The following is a 16,496-nucleotide window of genomic DNA, read 5'->3' as shown; positions in this document are numbered from 1 at the left end:
AGCATATAATGGAAAATCAAGAGTATTCAGTAGGTCTGGACATTGGGACAACCAAGATTGTCGCCATTGTCGGAAGACGTAACGCTCACGGAAAAATCGAGATCCTGGGCGTTGGGAAGGCTAAAAGTCTTGGTGTTCACAAAGGAATCGTGAACAACATTTCCCAAACCATCAATTCCATCAAAACTGCAGTGGCAGAAGCGCAATCCAGTGCGGGAGTGCCTATCCATAAGGTAACTGTCGGGATTGCAGGAAAACATATCCGTTCTCTCCAGCATTCGGATTATATAATGAGAGAGCATCCGGATAGATACATCACAGAAGATGATATCGAGAAACTAAAAGACCAGGTGAAGAAATTGGTAATGTTGCCTGGAGAAGAAATCATCCACGTTTTGCCTCAGGAATACAAAGTTGATTCTGAAGGTGAAATCCAGGAACCGGTCGGGATGCACGGCAAAAGGTTAGAAGCTAATTTCCACGTTGTAGTGGGACAGATGGGTTCTATCAGAAACATTGCAAGGTGCGTTCGTGAAGCCGGTCTGGAGATGGAAGCTTTGACATTAGAGCCTTTGGCATCGTCTGAAGCAGTTCTGACTAAAGAAGAAAAAGAAGCTGGTGTTGCGATTGTAGATATCGGTGGAGGAACTACGGATATCGCGATTTTTAAAGATAACATCATTCGTCATACTTGTGTGATTCCTTACGGTGGTGGAATTATCACCGATGATATAAAGGAAGGATGTTCAATCATCGAGAAACACGCAGAACAGCTGAAAGTGAAATTCGGTTCGTCTGTTCCTGAATTGGAAAAAGATAGCACGTATGTGACAATCCCAGGATTGCATGGTCGTCCGGACAAAGAGATTTCACTGAAGGTTTTGGCTCAGATTATCAATGCAAGAGTTGAAGAAATTCTTGAAATGGTAAATACTGAATTAAAAGCTTACGGCGCTTTCGAGCAAAAGAAAAAACTGATTGCAGGAATCGTTTTGACTGGAGGTGGTTCCAACTTGAGAAACCTTCGTCAATTGGCGAATTATACAACCGGTTTCGACAGCAGAATTGGTTTCGCTAACGAATATGTGGCTAACGATAAAAACCAATATCTGAAAGGACCGGAATTTGCGACTTCTATTGGTTTGTTAATGGAAAGTCTTAAAATCAGAGATAAAAGAGTCCTTCCAACCGAAGAGGAAATTATCGATGAAGCTGTAGCCAAAGCAGAACCAGCTGCACAACCAACTGCAGAAGCTGAGAAACCTCAACAGGTTCAGCATATTGAAGAAGCTGCAAAACCAAAAGAAGAGAACAGAAGAAGCAAACCAACCTTCGGACAGTCTCTAATGGATAAAGTGAAAAAATTCTTTGAAGAAGTAGAAGAGTAAAAATGAATGATCAATGATAACTGATGAATGGTTTTCATCGGTTATCATCCATCAACTATCAATTATAAAATAAAATACTATGGACAATATAACTAATACACAAGGATTTTCATTTGACCTTCCAAAAGGGAATTCCTCCATCATCAAAGTGATTGGTGTTGGAGGCGGTGGAAACAACGCTTTGAAGCATATGTACGAAAAAGGGATCTACGGTGTGGATTTCGTGATCTGTAATACAGATGCCCAGACTTTGGATAACAATCCGGTTTCTAATAAAGTTCAGCTAGGAATTTCTATGACAGAAGGTTTGGGAGCAGGCGCTGACCCGGAAGTAGGCGAAAAGGCGGCCATCGAAAGTATCGATGAAATCAAAGCGGCAATGGGACAAAACACCAAAATGGTCTTCATAACTGCCGGAATGGGCGGTGGAACCGGCACTGGTGCTGCTCCTGTGATCGCAAAAGTGGCGAAGGAAATGGGGATTCTGACAGTAGGGATCGTAACTGTGCCTTTTAGTTTTGAAGGAAAAAGAAGATTGGACCAGGCAGAATTAGGTCTTGATAAATTAAGAAATAATGTCGATTCCCTTATTGTTATTAACAACGATAAATTGAGACAGCAATTCGGAAATCTTGGCTTCAAGCAAGGATTTTCTAAAGCCGATGAAGTTTTGACGAATGCAGCAAAAGGAATGGCCGAAGTTATTACAGGTTATTTCGATGTTAATATTGACTTCCGTGATGCGAAATCTGTTTTGGCAAATTCCGGAACAGCATTGATGTCAACTGGTGTTGCAACCGGCGAGAAAAAAGCGGAAGAAGCTGTGAAAAAAGCATTGGATTCCCCATTGTTGAATGATAACAAAATCACCGGTGCAAAGAATGTGCTTTTGCTAATCAGAAGTGGTGTTTCCGAAGTTACGATGGACGAAATCGGTGTAATTATGGATTACATCCAGAAAGAGGCTGGAAATACGGCTGATATCATTTTTGGAGTTGGAACTGATGAGGAATTGGGCGATGCAGTGAGCGTTTTGGTGATTGCTACAGGTTTTTCTAACGATAACAAGAAGCATTCTGGTGTTACTGAAACTATCAAATATTCTTTGGAAGACAGACCAAATCCTTCAAGACACAGAGAGTCGCCTTTCAAAACAAGAGCTCAGGAAGATGTAAAACCACAGACTGAATCTGGGAAAAATTTTTTTCGCCTAGAAGATGAGGACGATTTCGGAACTTCGAACTTTCCAACTAATTCGGTTGCAGAAAGCCTTGTGGAAGAAGTTGAAACTGAAACTCAAATCATCGAGAACGAGGAGGTCCAAGATTTCTCAAATGATTACAACAACGAAAAGCAGGAGTACAACCTTTTCACTTTCGAGGAAGAAAGCTACGAAGAGATTGATCTGGAAGCGCAGTCTTTTACTTTCGAAGTTGAGGATAAGCCAAAAGCTTCTTTCAAAGAAGAGGAAATCGAAAAACCTGTTGAAGTAACTTTTACAATCAACGAACCGGCTGTTGAAGAAGAATTTCCTGTAATCGAAAAAGAAATTGTTGCGGAAGCAAAGGAAGAGTTCGTTATCGAAGAAAAGGTTGAAAAACCAACCACATTTTCTTTCGCTGTTGAAACTAAGGAAGAAATTGTAGAAGAGAAAAAACCAGAACCTGTTCAGGAAACTGAGAACGGATTTACTTTCTTCAACAAAACTCCTGATACGTCAAAGGCTTTGGAAAGAAGAAACAAGCTGAGAGAATTCAATTCCCGTTACCAGCAATTGGATAATGAAAATGTTTTCGAAACAGTTCCTGCTTTCAAGAGAAAGAACATCAACATCGATGGTTCTAACGCATCCGACCAGAATATCAACACTTATTTGTCTGATAACAACGGAAGCATGCAATTGAGAGAAAACCGTTTCCTTAATAAAGATGTAGACTAAAATTGTACTGATGTATTCGTGTGAAATGTATTAACGATACCAGAAGTTCGTTTTACATTTTAATCATAAATCATTAATACCTTTTAAATTAATACAAACAAAATGAGTTTAGAAACTATAATAAGCGAAGCCATCAAAACAGCGATGAGAGAAAAAGACCGTGTGGCTTTGGACTCTCTGAGAGCAGTAAAATCTCAAATTCTTTTATTACAAACCGAAGCCAGAGGTGCTGAAGTTACTGCAGAACAGGAGATTGCTATTTTGCAAAGAATGATAAAGCAGAGAAAGGATTCTTATGAGCAGTTTAAAGCTCAGGGAAGAACAGATCTTGCCGAAGTGGAAGAAGCTCAGTCGAAAGTGATTGAGAAGTTTCTTCCGAAACAATTGTCTGCCGAGGAATTGGAATCGGAAATAAAAGCAATAATTTCTGAAACCGGAGCAGAATCTATTAAAGATTTAGGAAAAGTAATGGGCGTTGCTTCCAAAGCATTGGCCGGAAAATCAGACGGAAAGAGCATTTCCGAAATGGTCAAAAAGTTACTTTCTTAATTTATAAATGATAGTTGATAAACGATAATTGATATCATTTATCATTAATATTTTATCATTTATTCTCTACGGATATACTTAATTTGCATATCGATTTGATTAAAGCCTTGGATTTTCGGATTCAAGGTTTTTTATTTTGGAAAACCTGGACAAAATGACTCAATAGATTTTTGGAATGATTTTAATAGAATCATTAATGTGATAATCAAAATAATAATTGATTAAATTTGCAATTCAGAAATTAACCTAAAATATATTTTACTATGTATCCAGCAGATTTAGTATTGCCAATGAAGGCAGAACTTACAGATAAAGGTTTTGAAGACCTTACAACACCGGCACAAGTTGACGCAGCTCTTAAACAGGAAGGAACAACACTATTGGTCATCAATTCAGTTTGTGGATGTGCAGCTGGAGCAGCAAGGCCAGGCGTAGTTTACTCTTTGACGGGAGAAAAGAAGCCAGACCATTTGGTAACTGCTTTTGCAGGCTTTGATACAGATGCGGTTGCAGAAGCGAGAAGATTGCTGGCACCGTTTCCTCCAAGTTCGCCTTGTGTGGCGCTTTTCAAAGACGGAGAGTTGGTGCATATGCTGGAAAGACACCACATCGAGGGTAATCCTGCAGGCGCGATTGCTGCTAATCTTCAGGCCGCTTTCGAAGAATATTGTTAAGAACAGAAAGACCAAAATAGAAATATTTTGGTCTTTTTTTATAAAATCACTTTTATCAATTCTTGTTGAGATCAATGATAATAGGTGATGGAATATTATATCTTATAAAAAATAAAAATCTATTTATGAAAAGTTCGGAAATAGGCTTTCAAACTTTTCATTATTTTTTAAATTTGCAAAAAAGTAAAAATGTCAGATCAAGCAAGTTATTTGTTTTCTACCAGAACCAGCCACGAGTTGGCAGAAAAAATTGCTCAGAGTTATGGGCAGCCACTTGGCAAAATTAATATTCAGCATTTCAGCGACGGAGAATTTGAGCCGGTTTTGGAACAATCTGTGAGAGGAAGCCGGGTTTTCCTTATCGCATCTACATTCCCGCCAGCAGATAATCTTTTGGAATTGTTATTAATGATAGACGCCGCAAAAAGAGCGTCTGCCAAAAATATTACCGTCGTAATTCCTTATTATGGTTTAGCAAGACAAGACAGGAAAGACAAACCAAGAGCTCCGATCGGAGCAAAATTGGTTGCGAATCTTTTGACTGCAGCGGGAGCGACTAGAATTATGACAATGGATCTTCACGCAGATCAGATCCAGGGTTTCTTCGAGATTCCTGTTGACCATCTGTATGCTTCTACGATTTTTGTAAAATATATCCAATCTCTAGATCTTGATAATTTGACGATTGCTTCACCAGATATGGGTGGTGCAAAAAGAGCGAAAAATTATGCAGGACATCTTGGGGCAGAAGTGGTGATCTGTTATAAAGAAAGAAAAAAAGCTAACGTAGTAGAAGAAATGTTCCTAATTGGTGACGTTAAAGACAGGAACGTGATCCTTATTGATGATATGATAGATACAGCAGGTACACTTTGTAAAGCAGCTGACATCTTGATGGAAAAAGGCGCAAAATCTGTAAGAGCAATGGCAACCCACGGTGTTCTTTCCGGAAAAGCTTATGAAAATATAGAAAATTCAAAATTATTAGAAGTGATTGTGACAGATTCGATTCCACAAAAAACAGAGAAATCATCAAAGATCAGAGTGCTTTCCTGTGCCGAATTGTTTGCCGATGTAATGAATATGGTACACGAGCACAAATCTATAAGTGAGAAGTTTATTATTTAAAAAAAATTAATATCTTTGCACCCTTAAAATAATTTTATACAAAATGAAATCTATTACAATTCAAGGTACAAAAAGAGAAAGCGTGGGCAAAAAGTCTACTAAAGCTTTACGTGATGCTGAATTAGTTCCTTGTGTTGTTTACGGAGGTGAGACTCCTTTGAACTTCTCTGCAGAAGAGAAAGCCTTCAAAGGATTGGTTTATACTCCTGAAGCACACACGGTATCTATTGAGGTTGACGGAAAAACAATCCCTGCTGTTCTTCAGGATATCCAATTCCACCCAATTACAGACAGAATTATCCACGCTGATTTCTATCAGCTGTCTGATGATAAGCCTGTGATCATGGAAGTTCCTGTAAGAATCACAGGACGTTCTAAAGGTGTTGTTGCCGGAGGTGTTCTAAGACAAACTTACAGAAAACTAAAAGTAAAGGCTATCCCTGCTAACTTGCCAGACGAGATCGTTGTCGATATTACACCGCTTAAGATTGGAAACAAGTTCTATGTAGAAAGTCTTAAAAATGATAAATATTCTTTCATGCACCCGGACAATGCAGTAGTAGTTGCTGTTAAGATGTCTAGAAATGCTAGCAAAAATGCAGCAGCAGGACAAGATGATGACGAAGAAGAAGAAGTGGTAGCAGATGCTTCTCCGGAAGCGACTTCTGCAGAATAATAATTAAATTATTATACTATAATATTAAGCCGTAGATTTTTCTACGGCTTTTTTTATATCTTTATTTAAAATTTTTAAAAAAAATATTATGAAAAAACTTCTACTGACTGCTTTATTTTTACCAATTTTTGGAATAGCCCAAACTTCTGTTTTTACAGAAAGTTTTGAAGAGACCACAGATTTGGAAGGTGCCGGCTGGACATTATATAATGATGCAAACACACCATTTGGGACATATGCAACAATGCTTCCTAAAGCATGGAATATTATATCTTGGGTTTCGGAAAGTGGTAACACCGTTGCCAGTGCTCCTTCTTGGTTTACGGTTGTAGCTCCTGCTGATCGTTGGATGATTACGCCTTCTATTACCTTACCAGCAAACTCAACAATTTCTCTGGAATTTTTTGCCAGATCAAGTGATGTTAGCCCATATGATGATGGATTCAAAGTAAAGATCTCTACGACTAATACTGCAAAAGCTTCTTTCACAAATATATTGGCAGTTGCCCATGCGGTCAATTCTCCTATAGCGGATCTCACGCCATACACCGTAGATCTTTCGGCCTATGCTGGGCAGACGATCTATCTATCATGGGTCAACGATTATACAAATGGTAATGTTTTAAGTGTAGACGATATTGCTGTTACTGCTACACCATTAATGGCGGTAAATGATGTCAACAAAAAAAATATGACAGTATATCCTAACCCGACTTCAGATTATTTCATTATTAATAATGCGAATGATGTTGTTTCTGTTAAGGTGTATGATATTTCAGGAAAAGTCGTGAAATCCAAATTGGAAGCCGTTGATAATAGATTCGATATCTCTGATCTTGAAAATGGAGTCTATACTGTTTCTATAGAAACTAAAACAGGAACTGTAAGCAGAAAATTAATCAAAAAATAACTTACATTCTTACTTCAGATTCATATAAAGAACCTCTTTTTTAGAGGTTCTTTTTTTTGCTCAAAAATTTGATTTGTTACGCCAAGTTTTGGCGTTATGCCTTATTAGATTTGTCCCAAAAGAGAATCAATATGGATAAAATTACACAACAAAGAATTCAGAAACTTCATCCAAAAGTGAGAGAGGAGGTCATTAAAATCATTGAAGATTGTGATAAAGAACTTACAGGAAGGGCAAAGATTAGAATAACCCAAGGCTTCAGAACTTTTGATGAGCAAGACCAGCTGTATACGATCGGTCGCACAAAACCCGGTAAAAAAGTAACCAATGCAAAAGCGGGACAAAGCATTCATAATTACGGATTGGCAGTCGATATTTGCCTTATCATTGATGGAAAAACGGTGAGTTGGGACACTGCGAAGGATTGGGATAATGATAAAGTAGCTGACTGGTACGAGTGTGTCAAGGTATTCGCAAAACATGGTTGGAGTTGGGGTGGAAATTGGAAAACCTTCAAAGACCTTCCTCATTTCGAAAAGAGATCAATCAAAACAAAGACCTCAGAGATCAAAACTACTTGGAGAAACCTTATCAAACTTCCGAAAGATAAAGGAGGGTATATAATTTTTTAAAATAAATTTTGTCACGTCGAGTTCTGTCGTTACCCGCATCTACATTTGTGATATCAAATCAAAGCAAATGAAAAAGATCACAATATTATCGTTAGACGGTGGTGGCATTAGAGGAATTATCTCTTGCATCGTTCTCCGCTACCTTGAAGAGCTTTTACAACAGAAAGACCATCCAAATGCAAAACTCGGAGATTATTTTGACATGATCGCAGGAAGCAGCACAGGCGGGATTCTGGCGTCTGTCTTACTTTATCCTGACGGAAATAGAAAAGCCAAATATTCTATCCAAAAAGCCTTTGACCTTTATACGGAAAAGGGGGAGGATATCTTCAATGTTTCACTTTGGGAAAGTCTTATTAATCCTTTCGGTCTGTTCAGCGAGAAAATTTCTCAGGATAACCTTGAAAGACAGTTGAGAGATTTTTTTGGTGACCTGGAGTTAAGAGATCTTATAAAACCTTCTCTTATTACAAGTTATGATATAGAAAACAGGAAGGCCAAATTGTTCAATACGATCAATGCACAACAGAGCCAACAGAATTTCCTTGTGAGGGACATTTGTCGGGCAACTTCGGCGGCTCCAACTTATTTTTCCCCGGTTCAGATCAGATCATCTTATGGGCAGATCTTCAGTTTGATAGATGGAGGCGTTTTTGCCAATAATCCAACTTTATGTGCTTATGCAGAAGCCAGGAAGGTCGCATTTGCCAATGTTCTGGAAAATCCTTTCAAACCGAATTATCCTTCTGTAAATGATATGATAATCATCTCTATCGGAACGGGGACAGAGATGAGATCCTATCCCTTCAGGAAATATCAGAACGCAGGGAAACTGGCTTGGGTCAGCCCAATTATAGATATCCTTCTTTCCGCAAATGCGGAGACTGTCGACTATCAGCTGAACCAGATGTTTATGACACTTGGGAAACGCAACAGGCAGAATTATTACAGGATCAATCCTTCACTTAGATCCGCATCTCCGGAAATGGACAACGTGAAGAAAAAAAACCTGGAAGCACTGATACAGGCTGGTCTAAGCTATGTCGAGGAAAACAGTACACTTCTAAATGAGATCGCCGAAAAATTAATTAAAAATAAAATTTAACACGACGAGTTTTGTCGCCACTGCAAAATATCTTTGATCCATAGAAAAAGAGAAAAAACGAACAAATGATGAAAGCAAAAAATAAATTTTATTACGTCAAGTTTTGGCGTTAGCACCCACTACTTTTGGATTATAATTAAGGCCTTAATTAAATAATCAACCACTTTTCAAAAATCAACTTTCATGTTAGCCATAAAAAGCTTACAAGGAACACTATTACCCAAACGCAAAATATAATATGGAAAACAAAACAGACAACATATCCGAAGAACTCCCGCAAGATGCTATTTACAGTATAGACTGGGAAGATATCGAAAACGAAGAACCGGACTACGGCTATGATCTGGACGAGATAGAACATTTCTTCCGGGAGGACTTTGAGAATGATATTATTTATTAACCTTTTAAAATTTAACATTTATGAAAACAAACGCAGAACTGAAAACTTACTTCGAAACAGGAGATAAACCTACACAAGAACAATTTTATCATTTAATAGATCGCCTGGGAGAATGTGTATATGGAACTCAAAATCCGCCGACTTTGGCTCAATTGGATAATCTTGGTATCAAAACAGGAAATTATTATGTGCAGACAAGTAACGGATTGTCTACCGGGACAGAAATTCAGAGAGCTTTATTCAACGGTGTTCAGCTGACGGAATGGACTGTAACAACAGCAGTTTGGAATGAGTTGAGCGTAGAGCAAAAAAACGCAGTCAAAACTTTTAATATTATTCCATGATGAGTTTAGTTGATAAAAATAATATGATTTCTAAGAGCATATCTTTAGATAATAGAGTTATACAAAAAAGAACATCTGCAGATAAAATATGTTTTGCCAATGCAGACATACAATTGTCTTTTACTGTAAATACAACAGATAGGAATACTGCTGGTGACTTAATATTAACCTTTGATAAAACATTGGATTATATAATTGGAAGTTACCAAATAGGTAATAATTCTAAATTATTTAAAAGAGTCAATTCAACAAATTCAATCACTAAAAACGTTAATATAAATCTGGATAATAATGGGCCAGGAAATGGAATTGTTTTTGAAACATTTTTAAACAACAGATTTCATTTATCAAAAATAGATGATATCACAACTCTGACCGTATCAAGAACAGGTGCAGGAATACAATCAATGGAGCTGAATATTTTAAGTGCTTTCCCTTCATTGGTAACTTATGTGTCAAATATTTCTCAAACTCCTAATTTTGCATTTTTGGAAAATATTCCTCAAATCTCAAATTTAAATTTTCAGTTAGGGACAGGAGTATGGAGTAATCTGGAGTCATTAGCAACCAGTAATTTAAAATCCTTGATACTCAAAGGATACAATTCATATACCCCAAATATATTTGCCAATTTACCTGATAGCCTATATTATTTAAGTATTACTCAAATGACTTCATTGACAGTAGATTTAGCAGATTTCTTTAAGCAGAATAAGTATAGAATAGGAATTTTCTTAAATAATATTAATAGAGTTATTTATACGGGAGGTGCTTTTTTCCCTCAATTGATATCTGATACTCCTGATTCTAAAATAGATTATTTAATTTGTCAATCAAGCTCGGTAATTTATAAACTATCATCAGATCAGGCGGCGCAACTCCTGATAGATTTTGCTAATCAGGTGGATAATGTAATACTGCAGACTCCTAATAATAAAAGAATAAGAATATCAGGGACTACCGAACCAATAAATTTTCCAGGTTATGTAGCCGCTCGAACCAAAATAACGGATGTATTAGGTATAAGCTTATCATTTTCTTAAAATTAAACATATGAAAATCCCTACAAAAAAATACGCATTAATATACAATGGAGAATCTAAAATGATAATTTTTAAAATCAATAATAATTCGCCAGAATATCCTACATATCCGGCTAATGGTACAATAGGAGTAGAGTTCGACACGGAACAGGAATTAGATGATTACATATCTGAAAATAATCTTGTAGAATAATAAAAATAAATTTTATTACGTCAAGTTTTGACGTCACCACCAAGTACTTTTGGATTATAATTAAGGCCTTGATTTAATCTACATCACTTTTTTACGAAACCAATTATGATATCAGCAAAGATGCCGATAAGGAAAATTATTACCCAAATATAATATGAAAAATTATTTATAAACCTTTTAAAATTTAAAATTTATGACAACAAAAACAAATTTAAAAAGCTTCTTCGAAACTGGAGATAAACCGACACAAGGACAATTTTATGAATGGATGGATTCTTATTGGCATAAGGATGAATCTTCCCAAATAAAGATCAACTCTACGACCGAAATTACCAATCAAACTACTGCAGCCAATGGTTATTCTCAGAACGGAAAGAATGTTTTGATTGATAATGGAAATACAGATATTAATTACAAGATTAATTTAAGTTCTGATACAGAAGAGAATTTTCTTATTACAGGAATTAAATTGGGAACCGCAGCGATAACATTTACAGTAGGTTCAGGTTCTCCGGTTCTGACAAAAATTGACAATACGCTTGCGGTTAACGGGACAAAAGGAAGCAGATTTATGATTTCCCGTGTAGGCAACACCAATGAATTTTTAATCTTTATAAATAATCTCTAATGAATCCAGCAATTTTTTATCCTATAAAAAAGCCATTTGCAAAACTTTCTTTAGTTGATTCCCCTAGATGCTCATTTTCTTTGTCCACTAGAAAAAGTGATGTTTTAATTGATTGGGGAGATGGGACAAAGCAGCTATTTTCAGTCGCAGGATCAAGCATGTCCAACATAAATCATAGTTATAGTGCTAGATATACAGGTGATGTCAAAATATATCCTTTAGGAGGGCTAAGTGATGTGCATTCGATTAAATTTAGTGATGATGCAAGAGCTGTTAACCTTTCTCCCGATGGAGCCAACAAATGCACCCAATATAAATTCTCCAATGAATTTGTCAAGCAGTTTCCAAATATTATATATTTTGCTGCAGATCTTTACTACTATTCTCAACATATTGGTTATTCTGGAGTGGAAGTTACAGGAGATTGGGCAGACATTCCAGATTCTTTGGAAACCTTACTATTGCCGATGATAAATACTGCATCGATGCCATACATCAATTGTGATAATTTTTCTACCAATAGCAACCTCAAAAAACTTTTGGTCTGTTATGATGGTATTTTTGATTACGGAGGATCAAGAGTATATAGATTTAATATAAAAGGAGATATTGCCAAACTCCCTCCAAAAATAGAACAGGTGAGGCTTTGGTTCTCGAAAGAAACAACTCCTACATATTCTGGTGGTAGAAATTGGAATGCTAATATGGATTCTGTCTATTTATTTGGGCAGTCAGCATTTGATGGAGTTACTACAAAATCTCTAAAACAGACAGAAAATGATATGTTATTAAATGACTTGTCAAATGCCACAAGTTGGTCGGGTAGTAAAAGAGTATATACCAGAGGAACACGTTCGTCAGTTTCCAATGATGCTGTAACTATTTTGGAGAGTAAAGGTGTCACAGTGACCCCATCAGCAGCAAGTTAATCAAAACAAAATTACGCTTTAGATATTCCGATAAAAATATTGGAACAGCTAAAGGAATGTCTAAAAATAAACAGCAACAATTAAAAAAACAAAAAAAATGACAACAGAAAACAATACAAACTCAGAAACAGCAGCCAACCCTGCTACACAAACACTTTTCAGATTTGTAAGCCTTAGAAATCCTCAGCTTGCAAAAACAGAAGGTAATACAAAATTCATCTTCAGGTACAAGGATCACAAAGGTATTTTTGATACTATGCTTGATAGCACAGAATGGGCACAATCAGGAAAGAGCAAGATAGACTTCCTGACAGATAAGATCAAATCGGGCAACTTCGACTTTACCAAGGTTTATAGAACAGAAGGAGATTTGAAAGAACATTTTTTAGACCTCTATGATTTGACCAAAATTTTGGTAGAAAGCGGATCATTGACATCTTTGCAGGTAAATGGGTTTGACAACCAGTCTCTAAATATGCCATTTCTTTGGGATAGTCTAATCTACCAGATCCTCACACAGGAAGATTTCTATTTAAAGGAACTCCTGACCCAAATGTTACAAACATTACATTATATAGATAACTATGATGTTTTTTCTACAGAGGCTGATGCAAAAAAGAAGAAAGCAAAAGAGAAAGAAGTCTCTAGCGCCAAAGTTGTAATTCCGGATTTCCTTTTCGTGGATTCTGCTTCTATGCCTAGCGATAACCAGTCCAATGCTTTCACGGTCGGTTCTAGTGCGGTTGGTTCCCAGGATTATATTAGTGGAGGTAATGCCAATAGTAATGCGTCGGTAGATGTCCAATATTTTCCTACGGAATCTATGCTGAAACGTCAGAAAGTAGCTTTGGCTTCTTATGAAAAAGTGCAATTAGAGGACCTTAAAAAAGACCTTACCAAAGCTCAGAATATTTATAGAAAACAATATTCCAAGGCTTATAATCTTGCGGTTAAAGATTATCAGGATTTGATAAAGCCCCTTTATGATGATTATGATCAAGGATTGTTGGAGGTAGAAGCAACTTTTACAGAAGAAATGACAGAAGCTGCTAAAAAGTTAGCTTTGAGCCAAGTGGCAAAACCGGAAGTACCGGAGTTCCAATTCGAGTTCCGAAGAGAAAGGGATGTCAGCTTTTTACAAAGCAAGTTATCAGAAACTTCATTAAGGTCTTTTGTAAACCTAATAGGAGAATATGCAGAGGCCGAAAACCTTTCAGGAAGACTGAATAGTGGAGAGGTATTGCAGGAGAATATTGTTGCAATAGGAGAAGACCAATTCGTTCTTCCGGAAGATGAGAATCAGAACTTTGAAGAGATTCTTGAGACCATCAATGCAAAATTATCCGAGTTGAATGAAACAATCTATCAAAACACAGAGGTTGAAAAACAAGAGTTTGTAAGTGTTGGTGGTGTCTTGATTCCGGTTAATACTTGGCCAAATAAAGTGGCTAATTTGGGCTTTACGGCACAAACTGTAATGAGAGCTCCCAATTATATGAGTGTTCAGGTTACTTTTAAAGATCCATCTATTCAAATTTTAGAGGCTAATTATAAAACTAATACTCTTACAAAAGAAGTTGATGATACCTATTTTGACAAGATTGCTAATGGTTCTTATTACCTTTTTAATAACGAAACTTTTCTCCATGTTAATGATGTCAATCAAGGCGGATTTTTTATACAAGGAAAAGTTAAACTTTCTGATGGGCAATATTATGAAATGAGTTTTATTATGAGGAGAGAAACGAGCGTTCCTATGAGTGGCAATAATGGGCATTTTTTAGGAGATGCTTCATTAATAATAAACAACCCAAATGAACCCGAGAATCCAAACGAACCTGAAAATCCAGGTAACACCAATACACCTATAAATACAAACAACACTTTCGTCCCAAAAGGTTTCGGAATCAAAAGACTAGGTATTGCAGACTATCTTAAGGTAGAACAGACAACCCACGCTTATGTAGAAGGAGAAGTGGCTAATATTGAGAATATCATGGCTCGTGAATATCGTGAAAAATCTACAAGAAGATTACGTAGGAGCGAGGTCACAGAAACCACATCCTCTGATACAGAGAGAGAACAACTGACAGATACAACCACAGCAAGCCGGTTCGAGATGCAATCTGAAATTGCCAAAATGCAACAGGAGGCAACTGATGTTGGTGTGAATGTTCAGACTGGATATAAAGGCCCAGGAGGATTATTTTCTTTAAACATCGGAGCTAGTTATGCCAACCATCGTTCCAAAGAAGAAAGCATGAGGCAAGCTGTTACCCAAGCACAAGATGTTACTGCTAGAGCATTGGACAGAGTGGTTACCAAAGTTCATCAGGAACGTATTGAGAAAATCATCGAAGAATTTGAGGAAAACAACTCTCATGGTTTTGACAATAGAAAAGGAGACAAACATGTTGTTGGTGTTTATAGATGGGTTGATAAGTTGATGAAAAACCAGGTCTGGGATTATGGCAAAAGATTGATGTTTGAGTTTGCGGTACCACAACCAGCAAAAATTCACACCTTAGCTACTGCTTCTTTGAAGAATGGGAAAGTGATTGAAAAACCTGTGGATCCTAGAAAACAAGAAGGAATACTTAATCTTAGTGATTACTCTAAGTTATCAGATACGACCTTAAAGCATTGGACAGGAATTTATAATGTAGAAATAGAGGAAAAACCAATGGAAAGCTTTAGTGTCAATAAATCTTTCAGTGGTAGGGATTCACTATTTGATGGGCAAGATCGTGGAAGCATTCAATTAGTAAATGGGAATGGTGAGGTAATTATTCCCGAAGGATATATTGCAACAGAGGTACGATATTTATTTGATACATGGCCGCACGGTTTCAAAGGAGGTCATGCAGGTTTTATATCTGTTGCAGGAGTAACCTCAAAATGGATAACGGGATTTGACAAAACACAAATTGATGGTGTTATTGAAGACCTTAATGTTAAAGATAAGCTTGAATTTTCTTTTGCGACGGGAGAAAGTCCAATTATTCAAGGAACATTAAATATTACATGTGAAGTAACAAAAGAACTGGAAACTACATGGCAACAAAAAACTTTCAATGCTATCATCGAAGCTTATGAAACTGCTCTAGCAAATTATAATCAGGAAGTAGCAGAAGAAGAGACAAAAGCAGGAAACATAAAAGAGACCAATGCCAATTTCTACCGTCAGATAGAGCAAGATGTCTTGAAGCATAATTGTATCGCTTACATGGTAGATCCGAAAGTTTTAGGTACCAAGCTATATGACAAAGAGAATATAGAAAACTTTGAAGTCATTAAAAATAAAAACCTGGATGAGTATGCTTCGCTATCTAAATTTATGGAGCAGGCATTTGAATGGAATATCATGTCCTATGACTTTTATCCTTATTATTGGGGAGCAAAAGAAGCTTGGCAGGCTTTATACCAATCAGAAAGTATGGATCCATTGTTCCGTTCATTCTTGCAGAGTGGTATGGCGAGAGTAGTGGTAACCGTTCGTCCAGGTTTCGAAGATGCAGTTCAGTTCTATATGGCAACAGGTAGATTGTGGAACGGTGGAGAAGTTCCAGTAATTGGAGATCCAATGTACCTTTCTATCGTAGATGAGTTGAAAGATATCAAAGGAGAAGCTCAGGGCAAGCCTTGGATCACAAGACTTCCTACATCGCTTACCATTCTTCAGGCACAGAGTATTGGCTTAGCAGTATCATCTGCACTTCCATTCACGAAAGAAGACCCTGCGTTGTTTGAAAATCCGGAAGAAGTCATTACAGCAAGTAATTTCAGTAATAACACTGCAATGATAGAATCTGGTGCCGACAAGCAGGTCGCTAAAATCGGATTGGACGAAGACTCTCTGCAGTTGACCACAGAAGATGATAAGGTTGTGTCAGAGCTTTCTTTAGATGATCTGAAAGAAGCTTTAGAATAGTATTTTTTGTTTAATCCATTACAAGGG

The 16,496-nt window shown here is 37.0% G+C and carries 16 protein-coding genes; all 16 read left to right on the top strand.

What is annotated here, in order from left to right; all coding sequences use genetic code 11:
• The first annotated feature begins 8 nt into the window (after window positions 1-8).
• The gene (gene ftsA / locus BLT30_RS10985) at window positions 9-1,388 is read left to right on the top strand and encodes a cell division protein FtsA (RefSeq protein WP_089873572.1); all 1,380 of its coding nucleotides are present in this window, start codon (window positions 9-11) and stop codon (window positions 1,386-1,388) included.
• Window positions 1,389-1,467: 79 nt separating this feature from the next.
• Window positions 1,468-3,327, top strand: a complete 1,860-nt coding sequence (gene ftsZ, locus BLT30_RS10980) for a cell division protein FtsZ (protein WP_089873571.1) — start codon at window positions 1,468-1,470, stop codon at window positions 3,325-3,327.
• A 102-nt stretch (window positions 3,328-3,429) separates the two neighbouring features.
• A complete protein-coding gene (locus tag BLT30_RS10975; protein WP_089873570.1) occupies window positions 3,430-3,876 on the top strand; it encodes a GatB/YqeY domain-containing protein in 447 nt (148 codons plus the stop codon).
• Window positions 3,877-4,139: 263 nt separating this feature from the next.
• Entirely contained in the window at window positions 4,140-4,550 is a 411-nt protein-coding gene (locus tag BLT30_RS10970; RefSeq protein ID WP_089873569.1) for a BrxA/BrxB family bacilliredoxin, read from the top strand.
• Between the two features lie 189 nt (window positions 4,551-4,739).
• Window positions 4,740-5,678: a ribose-phosphate pyrophosphokinase gene (locus tag BLT30_RS10965; protein WP_089873568.1), complete on the top strand. Its 939-nt coding sequence runs from the start codon at window positions 4,740-4,742 to the stop codon at window positions 5,676-5,678.
• A 43-nt stretch (window positions 5,679-5,721) separates the two neighbouring features.
• Window positions 5,722-6,354, top strand: coding sequence for a 50S ribosomal protein L25/general stress protein Ctc (locus BLT30_RS10960; RefSeq protein ID WP_089873567.1), 633 nt, complete (start codon window positions 5,722-5,724; stop codon window positions 6,352-6,354).
• A gap of 88 nt (window positions 6,355-6,442) precedes the next feature.
• Window positions 6,443-7,264 (top strand): T9SS-dependent choice-of-anchor J family protein, encoded by an 822-nt coding sequence (locus BLT30_RS10955; protein ID WP_089873566.1) that lies wholly within the window; start codon window positions 6,443-6,445, stop codon window positions 7,262-7,264.
• A gap of 131 nt (window positions 7,265-7,395) precedes the next feature.
• Window positions 7,396-7,896, top strand: a complete 501-nt coding sequence (locus tag BLT30_RS10950) for a M15 family metallopeptidase (RefSeq protein ID WP_089873565.1) — start codon at window positions 7,396-7,398, stop codon at window positions 7,894-7,896.
• Between the two features lie 67 nt (window positions 7,897-7,963).
• A complete protein-coding gene (locus tag BLT30_RS10945) occupies window positions 7,964-9,001 on the top strand; it encodes a patatin-like phospholipase family protein (protein ID WP_089873564.1) in 1,038 nt (345 codons plus the stop codon).
• A gap of 238 nt (window positions 9,002-9,239) precedes the next feature.
• Entirely contained in the window at window positions 9,240-9,401 is a 162-nt protein-coding gene (locus tag BLT30_RS18190; RefSeq protein WP_175487177.1) for a hypothetical protein, read from the top strand.
• A gap of 20 nt (window positions 9,402-9,421) precedes the next feature.
• A complete protein-coding gene (locus BLT30_RS10940) occupies window positions 9,422-9,745 on the top strand; it encodes a hypothetical protein (protein WP_089873563.1) in 324 nt (107 codons plus the stop codon).
• Window positions 9,742-10,788, top strand: a complete 1,047-nt coding sequence (locus BLT30_RS10935) for a hypothetical protein (RefSeq protein ID WP_089873562.1) — start codon at window positions 9,742-9,744, stop codon at window positions 10,786-10,788. Before BLT30_RS10940 ends, BLT30_RS10935 begins: the two co-directional genes overlap by 4 nt.
• Window positions 10,789-10,798: 10 nt before the next feature.
• Window positions 10,799-10,981, top strand: coding sequence for a hypothetical protein (locus tag BLT30_RS10930; protein WP_089873561.1), 183 nt, complete (start codon window positions 10,799-10,801; stop codon window positions 10,979-10,981).
• Between the two features lie 193 nt (window positions 10,982-11,174).
• On the top strand, window positions 11,175-11,609 hold the full coding sequence (locus BLT30_RS10925; RefSeq protein ID WP_089873560.1) for a hypothetical protein: 435 nt from the start codon (window positions 11,175-11,177) through the stop codon (window positions 11,607-11,609).
• An 80-nt stretch (window positions 11,610-11,689) separates the two neighbouring features.
• Window positions 11,690-12,538 carry a hypothetical protein gene (locus tag BLT30_RS10920; RefSeq protein ID WP_139166622.1) on the top strand — a complete coding sequence of 283 codons (849 nt, stop codon included), beginning with the start codon at window positions 11,690-11,692 and terminating at the stop codon, window positions 12,536-12,538.
• Between the two features lie 97 nt (window positions 12,539-12,635).
• Complete coding sequence (locus BLT30_RS10915) at window positions 12,636-16,469, top strand: hypothetical protein (protein WP_089873558.1); 3,834 nt, start codon at window positions 12,636-12,638, stop codon at window positions 16,467-16,469.
• Window positions 16,470-16,496: the final 27 nt, after the last annotated feature.

It is taken from the genome of Epilithonimonas hungarica, assembly GCF_900102265.1.
Lineage (GTDB): Bacteria > Bacteroidota > Bacteroidia > Flavobacteriales > Weeksellaceae > Epilithonimonas > Epilithonimonas hungarica.
Note: the sequence above shows the minus strand (reverse complement) of the source record. Positions and strands in the feature narration are given on the sequence as shown.

What these genes read in the sequence shown, in the direction of transcription:
- BLT30_RS10915 (WP_089873558.1), top strand. Translation starts at nt 12,636, where the DNA reads ATGACAACAGAAAACAATACAAACTCAGAAACAGCAGCCAACCCTGCT.
- BLT30_RS10940 (WP_089873563.1), top strand. Translation starts at nt 9,422, where the DNA reads ATGAAAACAAACGCAGAACTGAAAACTTACTTCGAAACAGGAGATAAA.
- BLT30_RS10930 (WP_089873561.1), top strand. Translation starts at nt 10,799, where the DNA reads ATGAAAATCCCTACAAAAAAATACGCATTAATATACAATGGAGAATCT.
- BLT30_RS10955 (WP_089873566.1), top strand. Translation starts at nt 6,443, where the DNA reads ATGAAAAAACTTCTACTGACTGCTTTATTTTTACCAATTTTTGGAATA.
- BLT30_RS10960 (WP_089873567.1), top strand. Translation starts at nt 5,722, where the DNA reads ATGAAATCTATTACAATTCAAGGTACAAAAAGAGAAAGCGTGGGCAAA.
- BLT30_RS10935 (WP_089873562.1), top strand. Translation starts at nt 9,742, where the DNA reads ATGATGAGTTTAGTTGATAAAAATAATATGATTTCTAAGAGCATATCT.
- BLT30_RS10975 (WP_089873570.1), top strand. Translation starts at nt 3,430, where the DNA reads ATGAGTTTAGAAACTATAATAAGCGAAGCCATCAAAACAGCGATGAGA.
- ftsA (WP_089873572.1), top strand. Translation starts at nt 9, where the DNA reads ATGGAAAATCAAGAGTATTCAGTAGGTCTGGACATTGGGACAACCAAG.
- BLT30_RS10945 (WP_089873564.1), top strand. Translation starts at nt 7,964, where the DNA reads ATGAAAAAGATCACAATATTATCGTTAGACGGTGGTGGCATTAGAGGA.
- BLT30_RS10965 (WP_089873568.1), top strand. Translation starts at nt 4,740, where the DNA reads ATGTCAGATCAAGCAAGTTATTTGTTTTCTACCAGAACCAGCCACGAG.
- BLT30_RS10925 (WP_089873560.1), top strand. Translation starts at nt 11,175, where the DNA reads ATGACAACAAAAACAAATTTAAAAAGCTTCTTCGAAACTGGAGATAAA.
- BLT30_RS18190 (WP_175487177.1), top strand. Translation starts at nt 9,240, where the DNA reads ATGGAAAACAAAACAGACAACATATCCGAAGAACTCCCGCAAGATGCT.
- ftsZ (WP_089873571.1), top strand. Translation starts at nt 1,468, where the DNA reads ATGGACAATATAACTAATACACAAGGATTTTCATTTGACCTTCCAAAA.
- BLT30_RS10970 (WP_089873569.1), top strand. Translation starts at nt 4,140, where the DNA reads ATGTATCCAGCAGATTTAGTATTGCCAATGAAGGCAGAACTTACAGAT.
- BLT30_RS10950 (WP_089873565.1), top strand. Translation starts at nt 7,396, where the DNA reads ATGGATAAAATTACACAACAAAGAATTCAGAAACTTCATCCAAAAGTG.